This window comes from Pelomonas dachongensis, from assembly GCF_043555865.1.
Taxonomy (GTDB): Bacteria; Pseudomonadota; Gammaproteobacteria; order Burkholderiales; family Burkholderiaceae_C; genus Pelomonas; species Pelomonas dachongensis.
The window spans coordinates 268,941-285,079 of sequence record NZ_JBIGHY010000007.1 but is presented as its reverse complement, the minus strand read 5'-3'; the positions used below and the strand labels follow the sequence as shown (position 1 = coordinate 285,079).

Genomic DNA, 16,139 nt, shown 5'->3' with positions numbered 1-16,139 from the left:
CAGTTGTAGCGCAGACTGCTGCCGCGGCGACTTACTTCTTCTTCAACACGGCCTTGACGGTCGCGGCCACGTTTTCGGGCGTGAAGCCGAAGTGCTTGAACAGCACGCCGGCCGGCGCCGATTCGCCGAAGGTGTCGATGCCGACGACGGCATCCACGCCGTACTTCCACCAGAAGTCGCTGACGCCCATCTCGACCGCCACCCGCGGCAGGCCCTTGGGCAGCACGGTCTTCTTGTAGTCCTTGTCCTGGCGGTCGAACACGCTGGTGCTGGGCATCGAGACCACGCGCACCTTCACGCCCTGCTCGGCCAGCAGCGCCTTCGCGGCCATGGCCAGTTGCACCTCGGAGCCGGTGGCGATGATGACGGCCTGCGCCTTGCCCTTGGCCGGTTCGGCCAGCACATAGGCGCCCTTGGCGATCTCGTCCACATTGGTCTTGGGCGAGTAGGCCAGGTTCTGGCGGCTCAGCGCCAGCAGGCTGGGGCGCTGGGCGTTGCCCAGGGCCATGGTCCAGGCGACGACCGTCTCGGTCGTGTCGGCCGGGCGCCAGACGTCCAGGCCGGGGATCAGGCGCAGTGACGCGACATGCTCGATGGACTGGTGTGTCGGGCCGTCTTCGCCAAGGCCGATGGAGTCGTGCGTCATCACGTGGATGACGCGCGTCTTCATCAACGCAGCCATGCGGATGGCGTTGCGGCTGTAGTCGCTGAAGGTCAGGAACGTGCCGCCATACGGGATGAAGCCGCCGTGCAGCGCGATGCCGTTCATGACCGCAGCCATGCCGAACTCGCGCACGCCGTAGTTGATGTGGCGGCCGTTGTTGGGCGTGCCGTCCTTCTCGAAGCGCAGGTTGGGCGTGCTGCTGGTGTTGGTCAGGTTGGAGCCGGTCAGGTCGGCGCTGCCGCCCAGCATCTCAGGCAGCTTCAACGTGAAGGCTTCCAGCGCCAGCTGGCTGGCCTTGCGGCTGGCGACGGTCTGCGCCTCGGCATGGGCCTTGACGACGGCGTCCACGGCAATCTGCGCGAAGTCGGCGGGCAGGACGCCGGCCATGCGGCGCTGGAACTCGGCGGCCAGCTCGGGGTGGGCATCGGCATAGGCATCGAAGCGCACGTCCCACTCGCTCTCCGCGCGGTCGCCGGCGGACCGGGCGTCCCAGGCGGTGTAGATCTCGGGCGGCACGACGAAGGGCTCGTGCGTCCAGCCGATGGCCTCGCGGGTCAGCTTGATTTCCTCGGCGCCCAGCGGCTCGCCGTGCGCCTTGCTGGTGTTGGCGCGGTTGGGCGAGCCCTTGCCGATGGCTGTCTTGGCGATGATCAGCGTCGGCTTGTCGTCGCTCTTCTTCGCCTTGGCGATGGCCTTGTCCACGGCGTCCACGTCATGGCCGTCCACCGGGCCGACGACGTTCCAGCCATAGGCCTCGAAGCGCTTGGCGGTGTCGTCGCCGAACCAGGGGCCGACCTGGCCGTCGATGGAGATGCCGTTGTCGTCGTAGATGGCGATCAGCTTGTTCAGCTTCCAGGCGGCGGCCAGCGCGGCGGCCTCGTGCGAGATACCTTCCATCAGGCAGCCATCGCCCAGGAACACGTAGGTGTTGTGGTTGACGATCTGGTGGCCGTCGCGGTTGAAGTCTCGCGCCAGCAGCTTCTCGGCCAGCGCCAGGCCGACCGCGTTGGTCACGCCCTGGCCCAGCGGGCCGGTGGTCGTCTCGATGCCGGCGGTGATGCCCACCTCAGGGTGGCCGGGCGTCTTGCTGTGCATCTGGCGGAAGGCCTTCAGCTCCTCGATGGGCAGGTCATAGCCCGTCAGGTGCAGCAGCGCGTAGATCAGCATCGAGCCGTGGCCGTTGGACAGCACGAAGCGGTCGCGGTCGGCCCAGTGCGGGTTGGCCGGGTTGTGCTTCAGGTGACGCGCCCACAGCGCCACGCCGATGTCGGCCATGCCCATGGGCGCGCCCGGGTGGCCGGAGTTGGCAGCCTGCACGGCGTCCATCGCCAGCGCGCGGATCGCGTGGGCCATGAGGGTGGGGGAGGCGGTCGTTGCGGTCATGGCCGGAGCTTTCCTGGGCTGGTGGAGCAAAGCGCGGGATTTTACGGGGGTGGTTCTCGTCGGCTTGATCCAGCGCAAGACAGGCGCGTCGCCGCCGCGCGACGCTCGCGGCATGTCGCTGTCTCCCATGCCCCTGGCGGTACGCGTGATCCGCGCCGAGCACGACGCGCTGGCCGCCATGCTGCGCACGCTGCCCCTGCTGCTGGCCGCCCAGCGCGAGGCCGGCGCGGCACCGGACTTCGGCGCGTTGCGCGCCATGCTGTTCTATGTCGACGAGTTCCCGGAGCGCTTGCACCACCAGAAGGAAAGCGAGCTGCTGTTCCCGCGGCTGCGGGCGTTGGCGCCGGAGCTGCGCATGACGCTGGACGAACTGGAGGCAGACCATGCGCAGGGCGAGCGCGCCATCCGCGAGCTGCAGCACAGCCTGCTGGCCTGGGAGCAGATGGGCGACGCCCGGCGCGACAAGTTCGAGCAACAACTGCGCGTCTACGCGGCGCGCTACCTGCGCCACATGAAGCGCGAGGAGACCGAGATCCTGCCGCGCGCCGCCGCGCTGTTCACCCCTGAAGACTGGGCCGACCTGGACGACGCCTTCGGCAGCCACCAGGACCCGCTCGCGCCGCGGCCTGGCCAGTCGGTGGACGCGGGCTATGCGCCGCTGCGCCAGCGCATCCTGGCCGCGCTGCCAGAGCCGTTCGGCTGGGCGCCAGCCATCTCCGGTTCGCGCGCCTGACGCCACGCGGCCGTCGCACGCGCCGCGCCGGCCAGGACGGCATCAGCCGCCGGATTGCACCAGCCGCAGCCGCCCGCGCGCTGCCCAGGCCTCCAGCGGCCGGCGCACGTCGCGCTGCAGTTCCTCGTCGCTGGACGCGTGCGCGCTGACCAGACCCACCCAGGCGTTGCGGCCGGCGTCCTTGGCCTCGTACAGCGCGGCGTCGGCCAGGTCGATGGCGGAGCGCCAGTCCAGCGCGCGCGGTAACGTCGGGCACAGCGGGAAGGCCGAGAAGCCCACCGAGCAGGTCTGCGCCAGCTTCAGGCCGTTGTCCAGCGTGAAGGGCTCGCCGGACACCGCGCCGCGGGCGCGCTCGGCCAGCTCGGCGGCACGCGAGCGTGGTGTGCCGCGGGCGACGATGAGGAACTCCTCGCCGCCCCAGCGCACCAGGTAGTCGGTGGCGCGGAACACCTGCTCAAGCCGGCCGCGCATCTGCTCCAGCACCGCGTCGCCGGCCATGTGGCCGTGCGCGTCGTTGATGCGCTTGAAGTGGTCGATGTCGATCAGGAAGAACAGCAGGTCCTGCTCGCTCTCGCCTTCAACCGGGGCATTGCTGATGGGCTCGTAGTGGCGCAGCGTCAGCGCCGCGTCCGCCGGCATCTGGCGGTCCAGGAAGCGGCGGTTGCGCAGCCCGGTCAGCGGGTCGGTCAGGCTGGCTTCCTCCAGCTCGGCGGACTTGGCCGTCAGCGCAGCCTTGGCGGCCTCCAGCGCCTCGGTGCGCTCGCGCACCCGATCCTCCAGCACGCGGCGGTGGCGCAGCAGCAGCCGCGTGCGCATGCCAACGATGCCGGCCATCAGGCTGGCGGCGGCGATGACGGCCAGCGCCATGGCCCAGCGCGTCTGCCACCAGGCGGCACGCACCTCGACGGGGATCTGCAGCTCGTCCGTGCCCCAGGCGCCGTCGCGGTTGCTGCCCTGCAGGTGCAGCACGTACTTGCCGGGTGCGAGGTTGGTGTAGGTCGCCGACCGGCTCAGGGCGCCGATGTCCACCCAGCCGTGGTCCAGCCCCTGTAGCCGATAGCGGTAGCGGTTTCGCGCGGGCTGGCTGTAGTCAAGTGACGCGAAGGCCAGGCTGAAGGCGCGCTCGCCCGCGGCCAGCACCAGCGGCTGGCCATCCAGCGGCACGGGGCGCTCCACGCCCTCCACGCGCAGCTCCGACGCCACCAGCGGCGGCTTGTAGTTCCAGGGCGTGAAGCGCTGCGGGTCGATGACCAGCAGGCCGCGCGCGCCACCGAAGAGCATGCGCCCGTCGTCCAGCTGCGCATAGGCGCGGAACCAGCCGGTGCCCAGGTCCGCGCCATCGGCCGGCCCCAGCTCGCGGCGCTCGCCGGTCTTGGGGTCGTACATATTGCGCTGCGACCAGACGCGACCCTGCGCGTCGAACACCAGGTTGGCGCCGAACGCCCCGCCCAGCTCGGCGGCCGGCACGGTCTCGAAGCGGGCGCGCTTGCCGTCGCTCTCGACCAGCCGGTGCAGACCGTTGCCGGTGTCTACCCACAGCTTGCCGTCCGGCGCGACGGCCATGCCCAGCACCGTCTGGCCCGTCAGGCCCTTGGGTTCGACCCACTCGGCGATGGGCTCTTCGTCGCCCGGCTGGGCGACGCGGAACAGCCCCGCCGCGCCGCCGGCCCACAAGCTGCCGTCGGGCAGCGTGGCAAAGGCGTTGACCTCGCCCGTGCCGCCCACCAGCCCTGCGGTCGGGATGGCGCGCATCTGCGGCCGTGTGGGCGTCCAGCGCATCAGGCCGTCCAGCGTGGCGATCCACAGCGAGCCGTCGGCGCCGGCATGCAGACGCCGCGGCACCGCGTTGCCGCTGCGCAGCGTTTCCTGCCAGCGGCCCTGCCTGTCGAAGCGCAGCAACTGCGTGTCGACGGCCACCCAGACGGCGCCGTCCCTGGTCTGGCCCAGCGCGTTGACGCGGCCCGCCGGCAGGCCCGCGGTGCCCGGCGCGATGGCCGCCACGGGTTGCAGCTGGCGGTCTCGGCGCTCGATGCCACCTGACAGCGTGCCCAGCCAGACCTCGCCGTTGTCCAGCTGCAGGATGCTGCGCACGTCCAGCCCTCCGGGCGTGCCGCGCAGCGTCTCGCGCACCATGCTCAGCCCGGGCAGCGACGGCACGTGGCGCATCAGCCCGCCGCCGTAGCTGCCGGCCCACACGGTGCCGGACGGGTCGCGCATCAGCGCGCGCAGGTCACTGCGCGGTGCGTTGCCGGACGCCGGCATGCGCTCGATGAGCTGACCATCGCTGGCGCGACGCCGCGTCAGCCCAGAGGCGTCGCCGAACCACAGCTCGTCGGCGTCCGGCTGCGTCATCGCCATGACCGGCGACACGCCCGTGGCGGCGCCCGGTTCGGCGCCGTTGCTGAATGCCAGCGGCTGGCCGGCGGCCGACAGCGCGCGCAGCTGGCCCTGAGCCGTGCCGACGATGATGCGGCCGTCCAGCGTCTCGCTGATCAGCGTGATCAGCTGGTCGGACAGGCCCACGTCCAGCGTCTCGATCGGGCCGTCGGCCGTCTTGCGCGCCAGGCCCTTCCAGGTGCCGATCCATAGCGTGCCCTCGCGGTCGACCAGCAGCGTCTGCACGCGCGGGTCGGGAAGGCCGTCTTCCTTGCCGCGGTGGTGGGTGAAGCGCTGCCGCTGCGCGTCGAAGCGGTCCAGGCCGCCGCTGCCGCCCAGCCACAGCGTGCCGTCCTTCTCCAGCGCGAAGGTGCGCACCGTGTTGGCGGCGGGCGCGGTGTCGTCGGCCGAGTTGCCGTCGCGGGCCCACCGGTCCCAGCGGCCGGTGTTGAGGTCCAGCCGCACCAGGCCGCTGTTGCCGGCTGCCACCCAGATCCAGCCGCGCGGGTCGGGCAGCATGGAGCGCACGAACTGCTCCGGCAGCAGCTGGCCGTCGGGCGACATCAGCGCGTGGCGGCGGAAGGTGTAGCCGTCGTAGCGCAGCAGGCCCTCGGGCGAGCCGGCCCATAGCAGGCCGCGGGCGTCCAGCCCCAGCGCCGACACGACGTTGTCGCGCACGCCGCCGGGGTCGCCGATGGTCTCGAAGCGCGGCACCACGGCGTGCGCCACAGTCGCCAGTCCCATGGCAACCGCCAGGGTGATCCACCCGTGCCCCAACCAGCGTCTCATGCCCCGCGCGCCTGTCATCCGGGCATTCTCGGCCAGGAAACCGACCCGGCTGGCCGGGTCTTGCCCTCAGTGGACGTGAATCGTCACTGGGCCAGCGGCTTCGTGATCGCGTCGATGCGTTCGACGACGTCGGCCGTCAACTTCGGAACCACGGCCAGCGCGCCCAGGTTGTCGCGCAGCTGCTCGATGCGGCTGGCGCCCAGGATGACGGTGGACACGCGCGGGTTACGGTTGACCCACGCGATGGCCAGTTGCGCCGTGTTGCACCCCAGCTCGGCGGCGATGTCACCCAGCCGGCCGACGGCGTCGTTCTTCGCCTGGTCCTGCAGCTGCTCGCGCATCCACGCCATGTTGTCCAGCGCGCCGCGGCTGCCGGCGGGAATGCCGCTGCGGTACTTGCCGGTCAGCAGGCCCGAGGCCAGCGGGCTCCACGTGGTCAGGCCCAGGCCGATGTCGTCGTACAGTCGCGCGAACTCCTGCTCGACCTTGCGGCGGTGGAACAGGTGGTACTGTGGCTGCTCGACGACCGGCTTGTGCAGGTGGTGCCGCTCGGCGATGTCCCAGGCCGCGCGGATGTCGGCGGCGCTCCACTCGCTGGTGCCCCAGTACAGCGCCTTGCCCTGGCGGATGATGTCGCTCATCGCCCAGACCGTCTCCTCGATGGGCGTGTGCGGGTCGGGGCGGTGGCAGTAGATCAGGTCGATGTGCTCCAGCTGCAGCCGCTTCAGCGAGCCGTCCACGGCCTGCATCAGGTACTTGCGGTTCAGCGTGTCCTTGCGGTTGGTCGTCGTCACGCCGTCCCGCGCCAGGCCCCAGAAGAACTTGCTGGAGACGATGTAGTCCAGCCGGTTCCAGCCCAGCGCCTTGAAGGCCTGGCCCATGACGACTTCGCTCGCGCCCTGCGCATAGACCTCGGCGTTGTCGAAGAAGTTGATGCCGGCGTCGAAGGCCGCGGCCAGCATCTCGGTGGCGGCTTTCGTGTCGACCTGGTTGTGGTACGTGACCCACGAGCCCAGCGAGAGTTCGGAGACCTGGAGGCCGGCACGGCCGAGGCGACGGTATTGCATGTGATGTCCTGTGGCGGTTGAAGGGGTGGTCCAGCGCAAGGCGCGCAGCTTATGCGCTGGCCCGCGGCCCCGCGAGTCCCGGGGAGAATGCGGCGCATGCTGAAACTCGCCGTCATCGGCGCTGGCCCCGCCGGCCTCGCGCTCGCCCTGCTGGCCGCCGAGCGGCTGGCCGCCTCCACCGAGATCCATCTCTTCGACACCCGCCCGCTGGACCGCAACATCGGCGCCGACGCGCGCACACTCGCGCTGAACCTGGGCAGCGTGCGGCTGCTGCAGCGGCTGCGGGCTTGGCAGCCCGAGTCGGCTCAGGCCATCCAGGCCGTGCACGTCAGCCAGGCGCCGCCCGCACCCGTGGCCGGCGAGGTGTGGATACGCGCGGCCGACCAAGGCCTGCCGCAGCTGGGCGCGGTGCTGCCCTACGGCGCGCTGGTGGCGCCGCTGCAACAACGCTGGCTGGACGTCGCCGCGCAAAGGCCGCAGCAGCTGTTCACGCGCTTCGGCACGGCGGTGCATGCGATCCGCTCGCGTGCCGACGGCGTCGATCTGGACAGCGGCGAAGGCCCGCTGGTGGAGAGCTTCGACCTGGCCGTGGTGGCCGAGGGCGGTGTGTTCGCCGAGCAAGATCGCAAACGCATCAGCAGCAACTACAAGCAAAACGCCTGGGTCGGCAGCGTGCGCCTGGCCAACCCGGGCTTGCAGGGCCAGGCGTTCGAGCGCTTCACGCGCAACGGCCCGCTGGCGCTGCTGCCACTGCCGGACGATGCGCAAGGCCATCGCGCCGCGCTGGTCTGGTGCCTGCCGCAGGTCGAGGATGACATCGCCGCGCTGACCGACGCGCAACGTCTGGTCGTCATCCAGCAGCAACTGCCCGCCGCCGCTGGGTGGCTCACGGGCATCTCGCCGCTGAAGTGCTTCCCGCTGGGCCTGAACGCCGAGACGCGGCTGTTGCAGGGCCGCACGCTGCGCATTGGCAACGCGGCGCAAACGCTGCACCCGGTGGCTGGACAAGGCCTGAACCTGGGTTTGCGCGACGCGCAGGCGCTGGTCGACGCGCTGCGCGACATGGCCGAAACCGGCACGGACCTGGACGCCACATTGGCCCGTGTGGACTGGCAGCGCGCGCCCGACCGCTGGCCCATGATCGCCGCGACGGACTTCCTGGCCCGCAGCTTTGCGTGGCGGCTGCCGGGCCTGCCCGCACTGCGCGGCCTGGCGCTGGCCGGGCTGGAGCGGGCCGGGCCACTGAAGACCGCCCTGGCACGCCGCATGATGTTCGGCGGCTGACTCTCGGCGGCACAAGCGGGCCTTGCCCGCTCGCGCAGTGTCGACGGCACGCCCTTTGGGACAATGGCTGCCATGAGCCTGCCCGCCTACATGGACGACCTCGGCCGCGCCGCCCGCGCCGCCGCCACGCAGATGGCCGCCGCCCCCACGGCCGCCAAGAACACCGCCTTGCTGGCGCTGGCCCGCCGCCTGCGCGAAGCCGGCCCATCGCTGGCCGAAGCCAATGCGCGCGACCTGGCCGGCTCCAGCGAGCTGAGTGGCCCGCTGCGCGACCGCCTGAAGCTCGACGCCAAGACACTGGCCACCGTGGCCGAAGGCTGCGAGCAGATCGCCGCGATGCCGGACCCCATCGGCGAGATCACCGGCGTGAAGCGCCGCCCCACCGGGATCAGCGTGGGCCACATGCGCGTGCCGCTGGGCGTGTTCGGCATGATCTACGAGAGCCGCCCTAACGTGACCATCGAGGCCGCGTCGCTGGCCATCAAGAGCGGCAACGCCTGCATCCTGCGCGGCGGCTCCGAGGCCATCCATTCCAACCTCGCGTTGGCCGAGCTGGTGGCCGCGTCGCTGGAAGAAGCCGGCCTGCCGCGCGCCGCCGTGCAGCTCGTCAACACGACGGACCGCGCCGCTGTCGGCCTGCTCATCAGCCAGCCGCAGTGGGTGGACGTCATCATCCCGCGCGGCGGCAAGGGGCTGATCGAGCGCATCAGTGCCGAGGCCAAGGTGCCGGTCATCAAGCACCTGGACGGCAACTGCCACACCTACGTGGACGAGGCGGTGGACCTCGACCTCGCCGTCAACGTCGTCGACAACGCCAAGACGCAGAAGTACAGCCCCTGCAACGCAACCGAATCGCTGCTGGTGCATGCGGCGCAGGCCGCGGCCTTCCTGCCTCGCATCGCGGCCGTGTTCCAGGCCAAGGGCGTCGAGATGCGCGGCTGCCTGCGCACGCTGGCGCTGGTGCCCGGCGCCGTGCCGGCGACCGAGGACGACTGGTCCACCGAGTATCTAGCGCCCATCATCAGCATCAAGGTCGTGGACTCGCTGGACGAGGCCATCGCCCACATCAACCGCTACGGGTCACATCACACGGATGCGATCCTGACGACGAATCACCCCAACGCGATGCGCTTCCTGCGGGAGGTGGATTCGGCCAGTGTGATGGTCAACGCCAGCACGCGCTTTGCCGACGGGTTCGAATACGGCCTGGGCGCCGAGATCGGCATCTCCACCGACAAGTTCCACGCCCGCGGGCCAGTGGGGCTGGAAGGGCTGACGTCGATGAAGTGGGTGGTGTTGGGGCAGGGTGAGGTGAGGGGCTGAGGCTCGGCGCCTGCCTACGCACAATGGCGCCTGGAACGCCGTCAGTCAGGAGTTCGCCATGAATGCCTTTCCGCTGAGTGTCTCGCGCAGCCTGCTGTTGTCTCTGATTTTGGCTGCCCCTGCGGCCTGGGCGCTCGACGGTGACAAGCCGCAGCTGCCAAAGCCTGCAAAGGTTGACGCGGACAAGTCGGATTGACCGCAGCGCTGGGATCGCCTGGAGCGCAGCGCAATCGAACGCGTGGAGCAGAAGGCCAGGCTCAAAGCGCCTGCGTTCCCAACTGAACGCTACTGAACCCCAACGACGTCCTGTCCGTGGGGCGCCGTCGTGGCTGTCGGCTTTCGCGTGAGTGCCTAGCCGGGAAGTCGCCCCTGCTCCGTCGCCTCTCGGCCCCTCCAAAGGAGGGAAGGGAACAGCCAACAGCCGGTTAGCGCAGACCGCTGACGTTGGCCTCCTTCGGCGCACTGACCAGGTACTCCGCCGTGAACCGCTGGCTTTGTCCTGCGGCCAGCAGCTGCTCCCACAGCACCAGCCCCGGTTGCTTGCGCCAGTTTTGGGTGGTGGGTGCTGGGCTGAACTGGGCCTGCACCTTGATGTCCTCGTGCTGCGCCACCGGCGCGGCCTCGACGACCTGCAGCGTGACGGGCGCGGCATGCCGGTTCTCCACGACCCAGGCCCGCGTGTAGCGCTGCTCGGCACGAGTGCCGATGAAGCCAGTGTTGCCAGCGTTCTTCTGCTCGGGTTCCACCTGCACTCTCACGCCGTCGTCGCGGCCGAAGGGCAGTTCCAGGCGATCCTCGCTGGTGGCGACGTTCAGCGTGCTGCTACCCACCAGCGTGCCATCGCGCAGCAACTGCACCGTGCCGCGCGGCCAGCTGCCGGCAGGCCGTGCCAGATCGGCGACCAGGTAGGCCGTCGCCTCGGTCTGCGGCTGCACGCGGGCGATGACTTTGGACTGCAGCGTCTCGCTGCCCAGCGTGAGGGTGGCGCGCTGCGTGCCGCTGTCGACGGTGACTCGCAGCGGCAGCACGAACTCGGTGGCGTGGCTGCCCTGGAACACGGTCAGGTCGAAGCGTTCCTGCTCGGCCGGGCGCGACCCCGCCACCGCGACTCTTTCCAGCGCTGGAGCCATGACCGCGGGCGCCGGCGCCGGCGGCGGTGATGCCATCGCGCGCATCTCCAGCTGGGGCTGCGGCTTGAAGAGGTCCAGCGTCCACGGCCGCGGCAGGCCCACACCCACGCGCGGCGTGGCCTGCGCGGTGGACAGGCGCAGCTTCACGTCCTTCCAGTCCTCGCCGCTCTGCTGCGACACCTGGGCCAGCCGCTCCAGGGCCAGCGCGCCGCTGGCGGTGTCCAGCAGCGCGCGGTAACTGGGCGCCCAGCCGGCCTGCGCGATGCGGTAGCTCAGCTTCAGTTCGGCCTCGCGCGCGGTGGACAGGCGCAGGCGCAGGCTGCGCCATTGCGGGTTGGCGTTCAGCACGCGCTCGCGTTCGCCCTGCAGCGGCGCCAACTGCTTGTCCATCTCTTCCTGCTGGCGGCGCAGCTGGGCCTGGCGGGCCAGCGTGTCCTGCGCGGTCTTGCGGATGCTGTCCGCCGTCGCGGCGATACCGGCGGCCGGCGTGGCGCGTGCCTCGCCGGAGCCCAGCGCCTTCAGGTAGCCCAGGCCGGTGTCGAGCGCGCCGAGCTCGGCGGCGACGGCGTCGCGGCGCGCCTCCAGCTTGCGGATGTCGTCGTCCAGCGGGCTCTTGCCGCAGTCGGGTGCGCGCTCGCGCGGCAGCGTCTCCAGCTGCACCGGGCCGAGGTTGACGCCGGCCGGCGCGCTGACCTGCAACGAGTCGGGGTCGAAGCGGGCGCTCAGGCAGTGCAGCACCAGCTCGCGCGCGCCCGCCGCCACCGTGGCCAGCCGCGTGACCTGCGCGCCGCCGGGGTAGACCAGCACGTCGTCGATGCGCGACGGGGTCTGCGCCTGGGCGGTGGTCGCGGCCAACGGGCCCAACAGGCCCAACAGGCCGAGGACCGTCAAGCCGGTCGGGGAGATTCGTGTCATCGCTGCCTCCTGTCTGTGTGAACAGGGCGGCAGGCTAGCACCCGCCGGGCGTGCAAGGCTGCGGCGGGCGTCACCCCTAAACTGCCGGCCGTGAACGCCGCCGCCGACTCCCGCAAAGCCCTGGTCCTGTTCTCAGGCGGCCAGGATTCCACTACCTGCCTGGCCTGGGCGCTGGACCGCTACGCCGAGGTCGAGACCCTGGGCTTCGACTACGGCCAGCGCCACCGCATCGAGCTGGACTGCCGGGGCACCGTGCGCGACGAGATCGCCAGGCTGAACATCGACTGGGCCGCGAAGCTGGGCGCCGACCACCTGCTGGACCTGCGCCTGCTGGGCCAGATCAGCGACACGGCGCTGACCAGCGAACGCGCCATTGAGTTGCAGGCCAACGGGCTGCCGAACACCTTCGTGCCGGGCCGCAACCTGCTGTTCCTGACCTTTGCAGCCACGCTGGCCTACCGGCGCGGCGCCAGCGTGCTGGTGGGCGGCATGTGCGAGACCGACTTCTCCGGCTACCCGGACTGCCGCGACAACACGATGAAGGCGATGCAGGTCGCCTTGAGCCTGGGCCTGGACACGCCTATGACGCTGGACACGCCGCTGATGTTCATCGACAAGGCGGCCACCTGGCGCCTCACCGAGCAGCTGGGTGGCACGGCGTTGGTGGACCTGGTGGTGGAGCACACCCACACCTGCTACCTCGGCGAGCGCGGCCAGCGGCACGACTGGGGCTATGGCTGCGGCCACTGCCCCGCCTGCGCGCTTCGAGCGAAGGGGTTTGCGGCGTATCGAGAAGCCGCATGACGATGTGGCAATGGGTCAGCGTCGCTGCGGCGGCGCTGCTGTTCTTCTGGGGCGTGGGCGCCTACAACCGGCTGATGTCGCTGCGCAATGCCATCGGCGACGCCTTCGTGCAGCTGGATGCCCACCTGCGCGACCGCAGCGACGTCTGCGACCGGCTGCTGGCGGCCGTGGCGCCGCGCCTGTCCAGCGAGCAGGCCACGTTCGATGCGCTGGCCAACGCGCAGACGGAGTCGCAGAACGCCGCACAGGCTGCACGCGGCAAGCCCTGGTCGCCCGACCCCATCGGCAGCCTGGCCGTGGCCAGCGCGCTGCACGCGGCGGCGCTGACCCGGCTGTCCTCGCTGCTGGACCACCAGCCGGAACTGCGCAGCGAGACCGAGATCGACGCGCTGGTCAGCGAGCTGAAGCTCATCGAGCGTCAGCGCGCCTTCTCCCGCCAGGTCTTCAACCAGGCCGTGGCGCAGTACAACGAGGCGCTGCACCAGTTCCCGACGCGGGTGCTGGCCAATTTGTACGGGTTCGGCGAGGCTCGCTCGCTGTGACCCGGGGATGAGCGCGCCGGCCACCGACCTGGGCGACACCGACCTGGGAGCCCGCATCCTCAAAGTCAACCACGCGGGCGAGAACGGCGCGGTCCACATCTATCTGGCGCAGGCCGCAGTGGCCCGGCTGACGGCGCCAGGCATGGTGGGGGAGTTGAACGAGTTCCGGTCGCACGAGGAACGGCACCGCGCCATCTTCTGGGCAGAGCTGCAGCGACGCGGCCGGCCGCCTTGTCGCAGCTATGCGCTGTGCGCGCTGGGCGGATGGGTGCTGGGGCTGGTGACGGGCCTGCTGGGTCGCGCCGCCATCGCGGCCACGACGGTGGCGGTCGAGCGGGTGGTGCTGCGCCATTTGAAGGTGCAGATCGCTCAGCTCGAGGCCTCCGATCCAGCGGCGGTCCGGGCCATAGCGGCCATCGTGGCCGACGAGCAGCGGCATCACGACGAGCTGGCGGCTCAGGTGACCGGTGGCCTGTGGGTCCGGCTGCTGGAGCCGGTCGTGGCCGACTCCACGGAGACGGTCATCTGGTTAGGCATGAAGCGGTGAACCTAGCGCCGCCGCCGTCGCGACTGGGCGGCGGCATGGCTGCCTCGCGCTACCGTCAGCTGACGGCGATTGCCCCCGACGCGCACATCTCCTTGAACAGCGCCGCCATCGCGGCCCCGCTCATCGCATAGGGGTCCAGCCTCCCGGTCTCGGAGTACTTCAGCAGAAGTGCCGGGTTCAGGCGGTGCAGGTTGACCTGGCCCATGGTCCAGCCGGCGAAGCCGCGCTCGGCGATCTCTTCGTAGCCCAGCAGGATGACGTCGCGGTGGCGCGGGTCCTCCACGATGCGCTTGTAGCGCGCGTTGACCGCATCACGCCCACCCTCTAGCACCTGCACGAACACGCCGTCCGTGAAGCACAGTAGCCCGGTGATGCCCTCGGCGGGGTTGTGCTCACGCGAGGCCTTGAGGATGGCGGCGAGGTCGCCGTCGGTGGGCGCCGCGGTGGCGCGGCTGGCGTACATCAGTCGAACCAGCATGTTCAGCCTTTGGAGATGAGGGAAAGAAACTCGCGGCGCAGGTTGGCGTCCTTCAGGAACGCGCCGCGCATGACGCTGTTGGTCATCTTGGACTCGGTGTCCTTCACGCCGCGCCAGTGCATGCAGAAGTGGTCGGCCTCCATGACCAGAGCCAAGCCGTCGGGCTGCACGCGCTCTTGCAGCTCGTTGGCCAGCATGGTGACAGCCTCCTCCTGGATCTGCGGGCGGCTCATGATCCAGTCGCACAGCCGCGCGTATTTGGACAGGCCGATCAGGTTGGAGTGCTCGTTGGGCAGCAGGCCGATCCACACCTTGCCCATGATGGGGCACAGGTGGTGCGAGCAGGCGCTGCGCACGGTGATGGGCCCCACGATCATCAGTTCGTTGAGCCGTGTGACGTTGGGGAACTCGGTCACCGCGGGCGGCTTGGCGTAGCGACCGGCGAACACCTCGCGCACGAACATCTTGGCGACGCGCTTGGCGGTGTCCTGCGTGTTGTGGTCGCTGTCGGTGTCGATGACCAGGCTCTTCAGCACCTCTTGCATGCGAGCCTGCACCTCCGCTTGCAAATCGTCGAGCTCGCCGGGCAGGATGTGCTCGGCGATGTTGTCGTTGGCGTGGTGTCGGCAGCCGGCCGACACGAGGCGGTAGCGGATGCGTTCGGAAACCGGGGCGTCGGGTGCGGGGGCTTTCATGGTCGCGGATTCTGCGGGCAAAGGCCACTTCTACACTGGCGGCATGTCTCAAAGCCCCCAGTCCGGCCATCCGTCGGCCCCGCTGCACCGGCTGCTCTCCCAGGCCGCCGACGCCGTGCAGGGCGTGCGCGAGGGCCGGTCCCTGACCGACCTGCTGGCCCGCGTCCCGGCCGACCTGCGTCCCGGCACGCAGGCGCTGGCCTTCACCGCGCTACGCCGCCTGGGCGGTGCCGAGGCGGCGCGCCAGCAACTGGCGCCCAAGGCGCCACCGCCGCGCGTGGACTCGCTGCTGCTGGTCGCGCTGGCGCTGCTGTGGCCCGAACCCGAGCCCGGTGCTTCGCCCATGTACGCCGACCACACGCTGGTCGACCAGGCCGTGCATGCCGCCAAAGTCCGCGCACCCGCCAGCGCAGCCTTCATCAATGCCGTGCTGCGCCGCTTCCTGCGCGAGCGCGACGCGCTGGTCGCCGCGGCCGGGCGCAACCCGCTGGGCGCGTTCAATCACCCGGCCTGGTGGGTGGAGCGGTTGAAGCAGGACTGGCCCACGCAGTGGCAGGCCATCCTCGCCGCCAACAACCGCCCGCCGCCGATGACACTGCGCGTTCATGCCCAGCGCGCCACCACTGCGGAGTACGCCGAACGCCTGGCGGCGCTGGGCATCGGCGCGCGCATGCTGGGCGCATCGACGCCGCAGGCCCTGGTGCTGGACAAGCCGGCGCCCGTGTCGGCGCTGCCGGGGTTTGCAGAGGGCCTGGTCTCGGTGCAGGATGCCGCGGCGCAGCTCGCCGCGCCGCTGGTCATCGGTGCGGGCCCTGATCAGCCCCTCAGGCCCGGCGCCCGCGTGCTGGACGCCTGCGCCGCGCCTGGCGGAAAGACGGCCCACCTGCTGGAGCTGCGGCCCGATCTGCTACTGACCGCGCTGGACGCCGACGCCCAGCGCCTGACCCGCGTGCAGAACAACCTGAACCGTTTGCAACAGAAGGCAACGCTGAAGGCCGCCGACGCTCGCAGGACTGCCCTTGCGCCCGACGGATGGTGGGACGGCCAGCCGTTCGACGCCATCCTGCTCGACGCGCCCTGCAGCGCCTCGGGCATCGTGCGCCGCCACCCGGACGTGCGCTGGCTGCGCCGGCCGGAGGACATCACGGCGCTGGCGCGCATCCAGGCTGAGCTGCTGGACGCGCTGTGGCCGCTGCTGGCACCGGGCGGCCGGTTGGTCTATGCCACCTGTTCGGTGTTCCGCGCCGAGGGCCAGGACCAGCTCGACGCATTTTTGCAACGCCATCCCGAGGCGAAGGCCCACGACGTGACCGGGTTCACCGGCCACCTGCTGCCCCTGGCCGACAATGCCCCTCAACCCCAGCCGTCCCTGGACGGCTTTTTCTACGCCTTGCTGACCAAGCCCTGAT

13 protein-coding genes and 1 pseudogene are annotated in these 16,139 nt (G+C 70.6%); 8 read left to right on the top strand and 6 right to left on the bottom strand.

Annotated elements, in window-relative coordinates:
* Positions 1-31: 31 nt before the first annotated feature.
* Entirely contained in the window at positions 32-2,047 is a 2,016-nt protein-coding gene (tkt, locus tag ACG02S_RS19540) for a transketolase (RefSeq protein WP_394472162.1), read from the bottom strand.
* A 112-nt stretch (positions 2,048-2,159) separates the two neighbouring features.
* Between tkt and ACG02S_RS19535 the strand changes: the two genes are divergently transcribed.
* Positions 2,160-2,780 carry a hemerythrin domain-containing protein gene (locus ACG02S_RS19535; RefSeq protein WP_394472161.1) on the top strand — a complete coding sequence of 207 codons (621 nt, stop codon included), beginning with the start codon at positions 2,160-2,162 and terminating at the stop codon, positions 2,778-2,780.
* A 42-nt stretch (positions 2,781-2,822) separates the two neighbouring features.
* Here the strand turns inward: ACG02S_RS19535 and ACG02S_RS19530 are convergent, their stop codons facing one another.
* On the bottom strand, positions 2,823-5,900 hold the full coding sequence (locus ACG02S_RS19530; RefSeq protein ID WP_394472160.1) for a diguanylate cyclase: 3,078 nt from the start codon (positions 5,898-5,900) through the stop codon (positions 2,823-2,825).
* A gap of 128 nt (positions 5,901-6,028) precedes the next feature.
* Entirely contained in the window at positions 6,029-7,012 is a 984-nt protein-coding gene (locus ACG02S_RS19525; protein WP_394472159.1) for a potassium channel beta subunit family protein, read from the bottom strand.
* A 96-nt stretch (positions 7,013-7,108) separates the two neighbouring features.
* Between ACG02S_RS19525 and ACG02S_RS19520 the strand changes: the two genes are divergently transcribed.
* From ACG02S_RS19520 to ACG02S_RS19510, 3 genes and pseudogenes are all read left to right on the top strand, one after another.
* Entirely contained in the window at positions 7,109-8,296 is a 1,188-nt protein-coding gene (locus tag ACG02S_RS19520) for an FAD-dependent monooxygenase (protein WP_394472158.1), read from the top strand.
* A 12-nt stretch (positions 8,297-8,308) separates the two neighbouring features.
* Positions 8,309-9,619, top strand: a pseudogene (locus ACG02S_RS19515) (glutamate-5-semialdehyde dehydrogenase); the annotation flags it as partial.
* Between the two features lie 58 nt (positions 9,620-9,677).
* Positions 9,678-9,815, top strand: a complete 138-nt coding sequence (locus tag ACG02S_RS19510; RefSeq protein ID WP_394472157.1) for a hypothetical protein — start codon at positions 9,678-9,680, stop codon at positions 9,813-9,815.
* 229 nt (positions 9,816-10,044) lie between these two features.
* Here the strand turns inward: ACG02S_RS19510 and ACG02S_RS19505 are convergent, their stop codons facing one another.
* Complete coding sequence (locus tag ACG02S_RS19505; protein ID WP_394472156.1) at positions 10,045-11,664, bottom strand: DUF4139 domain-containing protein; 1,620 nt, start codon at positions 11,662-11,664, stop codon at positions 10,045-10,047.
* Positions 11,665-11,754: 90 nt separating this feature from the next.
* On the opposite strand from ACG02S_RS19505, the gene queC reads away from it, so the two are divergent.
* Genes queC through ACG02S_RS19490 form a run of 3 tightly spaced genes read left to right on the top strand, consistent with a single transcriptional unit; the run spans position 11,755 to position 13,557 of the window.
* Positions 11,755-12,468, top strand: coding sequence for a 7-cyano-7-deazaguanine synthase QueC (gene queC, locus ACG02S_RS19500; protein WP_394472155.1), 714 nt, complete (start codon positions 11,755-11,757; stop codon positions 12,466-12,468).
* Positions 12,465-13,010, top strand: a complete 546-nt coding sequence (locus ACG02S_RS19495; protein WP_394472154.1) for a LemA family protein — start codon at positions 12,465-12,467, stop codon at positions 13,008-13,010. The genes queC and ACG02S_RS19495 overlap by 4 nt, the downstream gene beginning before the upstream one ends.
* Before the next feature lie 7 nt (positions 13,011-13,017).
* Complete coding sequence (locus tag ACG02S_RS19490; protein ID WP_394472153.1) at positions 13,018-13,557, top strand: demethoxyubiquinone hydroxylase family protein; 540 nt, start codon at positions 13,018-13,020, stop codon at positions 13,555-13,557.
* Positions 13,558-13,612: 55 nt separating this feature from the next.
* On the opposite strand, the gene ACG02S_RS19485 is transcribed toward ACG02S_RS19490, so the two are convergent.
* Both ACG02S_RS19485 and folE read right to left on the bottom strand, forming a co-directional pair.
* Positions 13,613-14,035 (bottom strand): BLUF domain-containing protein, encoded by a 423-nt coding sequence (locus ACG02S_RS19485; RefSeq protein WP_394472152.1) that lies wholly within the window; start codon positions 14,033-14,035, stop codon positions 13,613-13,615.
* Between the two features lie 2 nt (positions 14,036-14,037).
* Positions 14,038-14,730 (bottom strand): GTP cyclohydrolase I, encoded by a 693-nt coding sequence (gene folE, locus ACG02S_RS19480; protein ID WP_394472151.1) that lies wholly within the window; start codon positions 14,728-14,730, stop codon positions 14,038-14,040.
* A 43-nt stretch (positions 14,731-14,773) separates the two neighbouring features.
* Here folE and rsmB point away from each other — a divergent pair, with 43 nt between their 5' ends.
* Complete coding sequence (rsmB, locus tag ACG02S_RS19475; protein WP_394472150.1) at positions 14,774-16,138, top strand: 16S rRNA (cytosine(967)-C(5))-methyltransferase RsmB; 1,365 nt, start codon at positions 14,774-14,776, stop codon at positions 16,136-16,138.
* Position 16,139 lies beyond the last annotated feature (1 nt).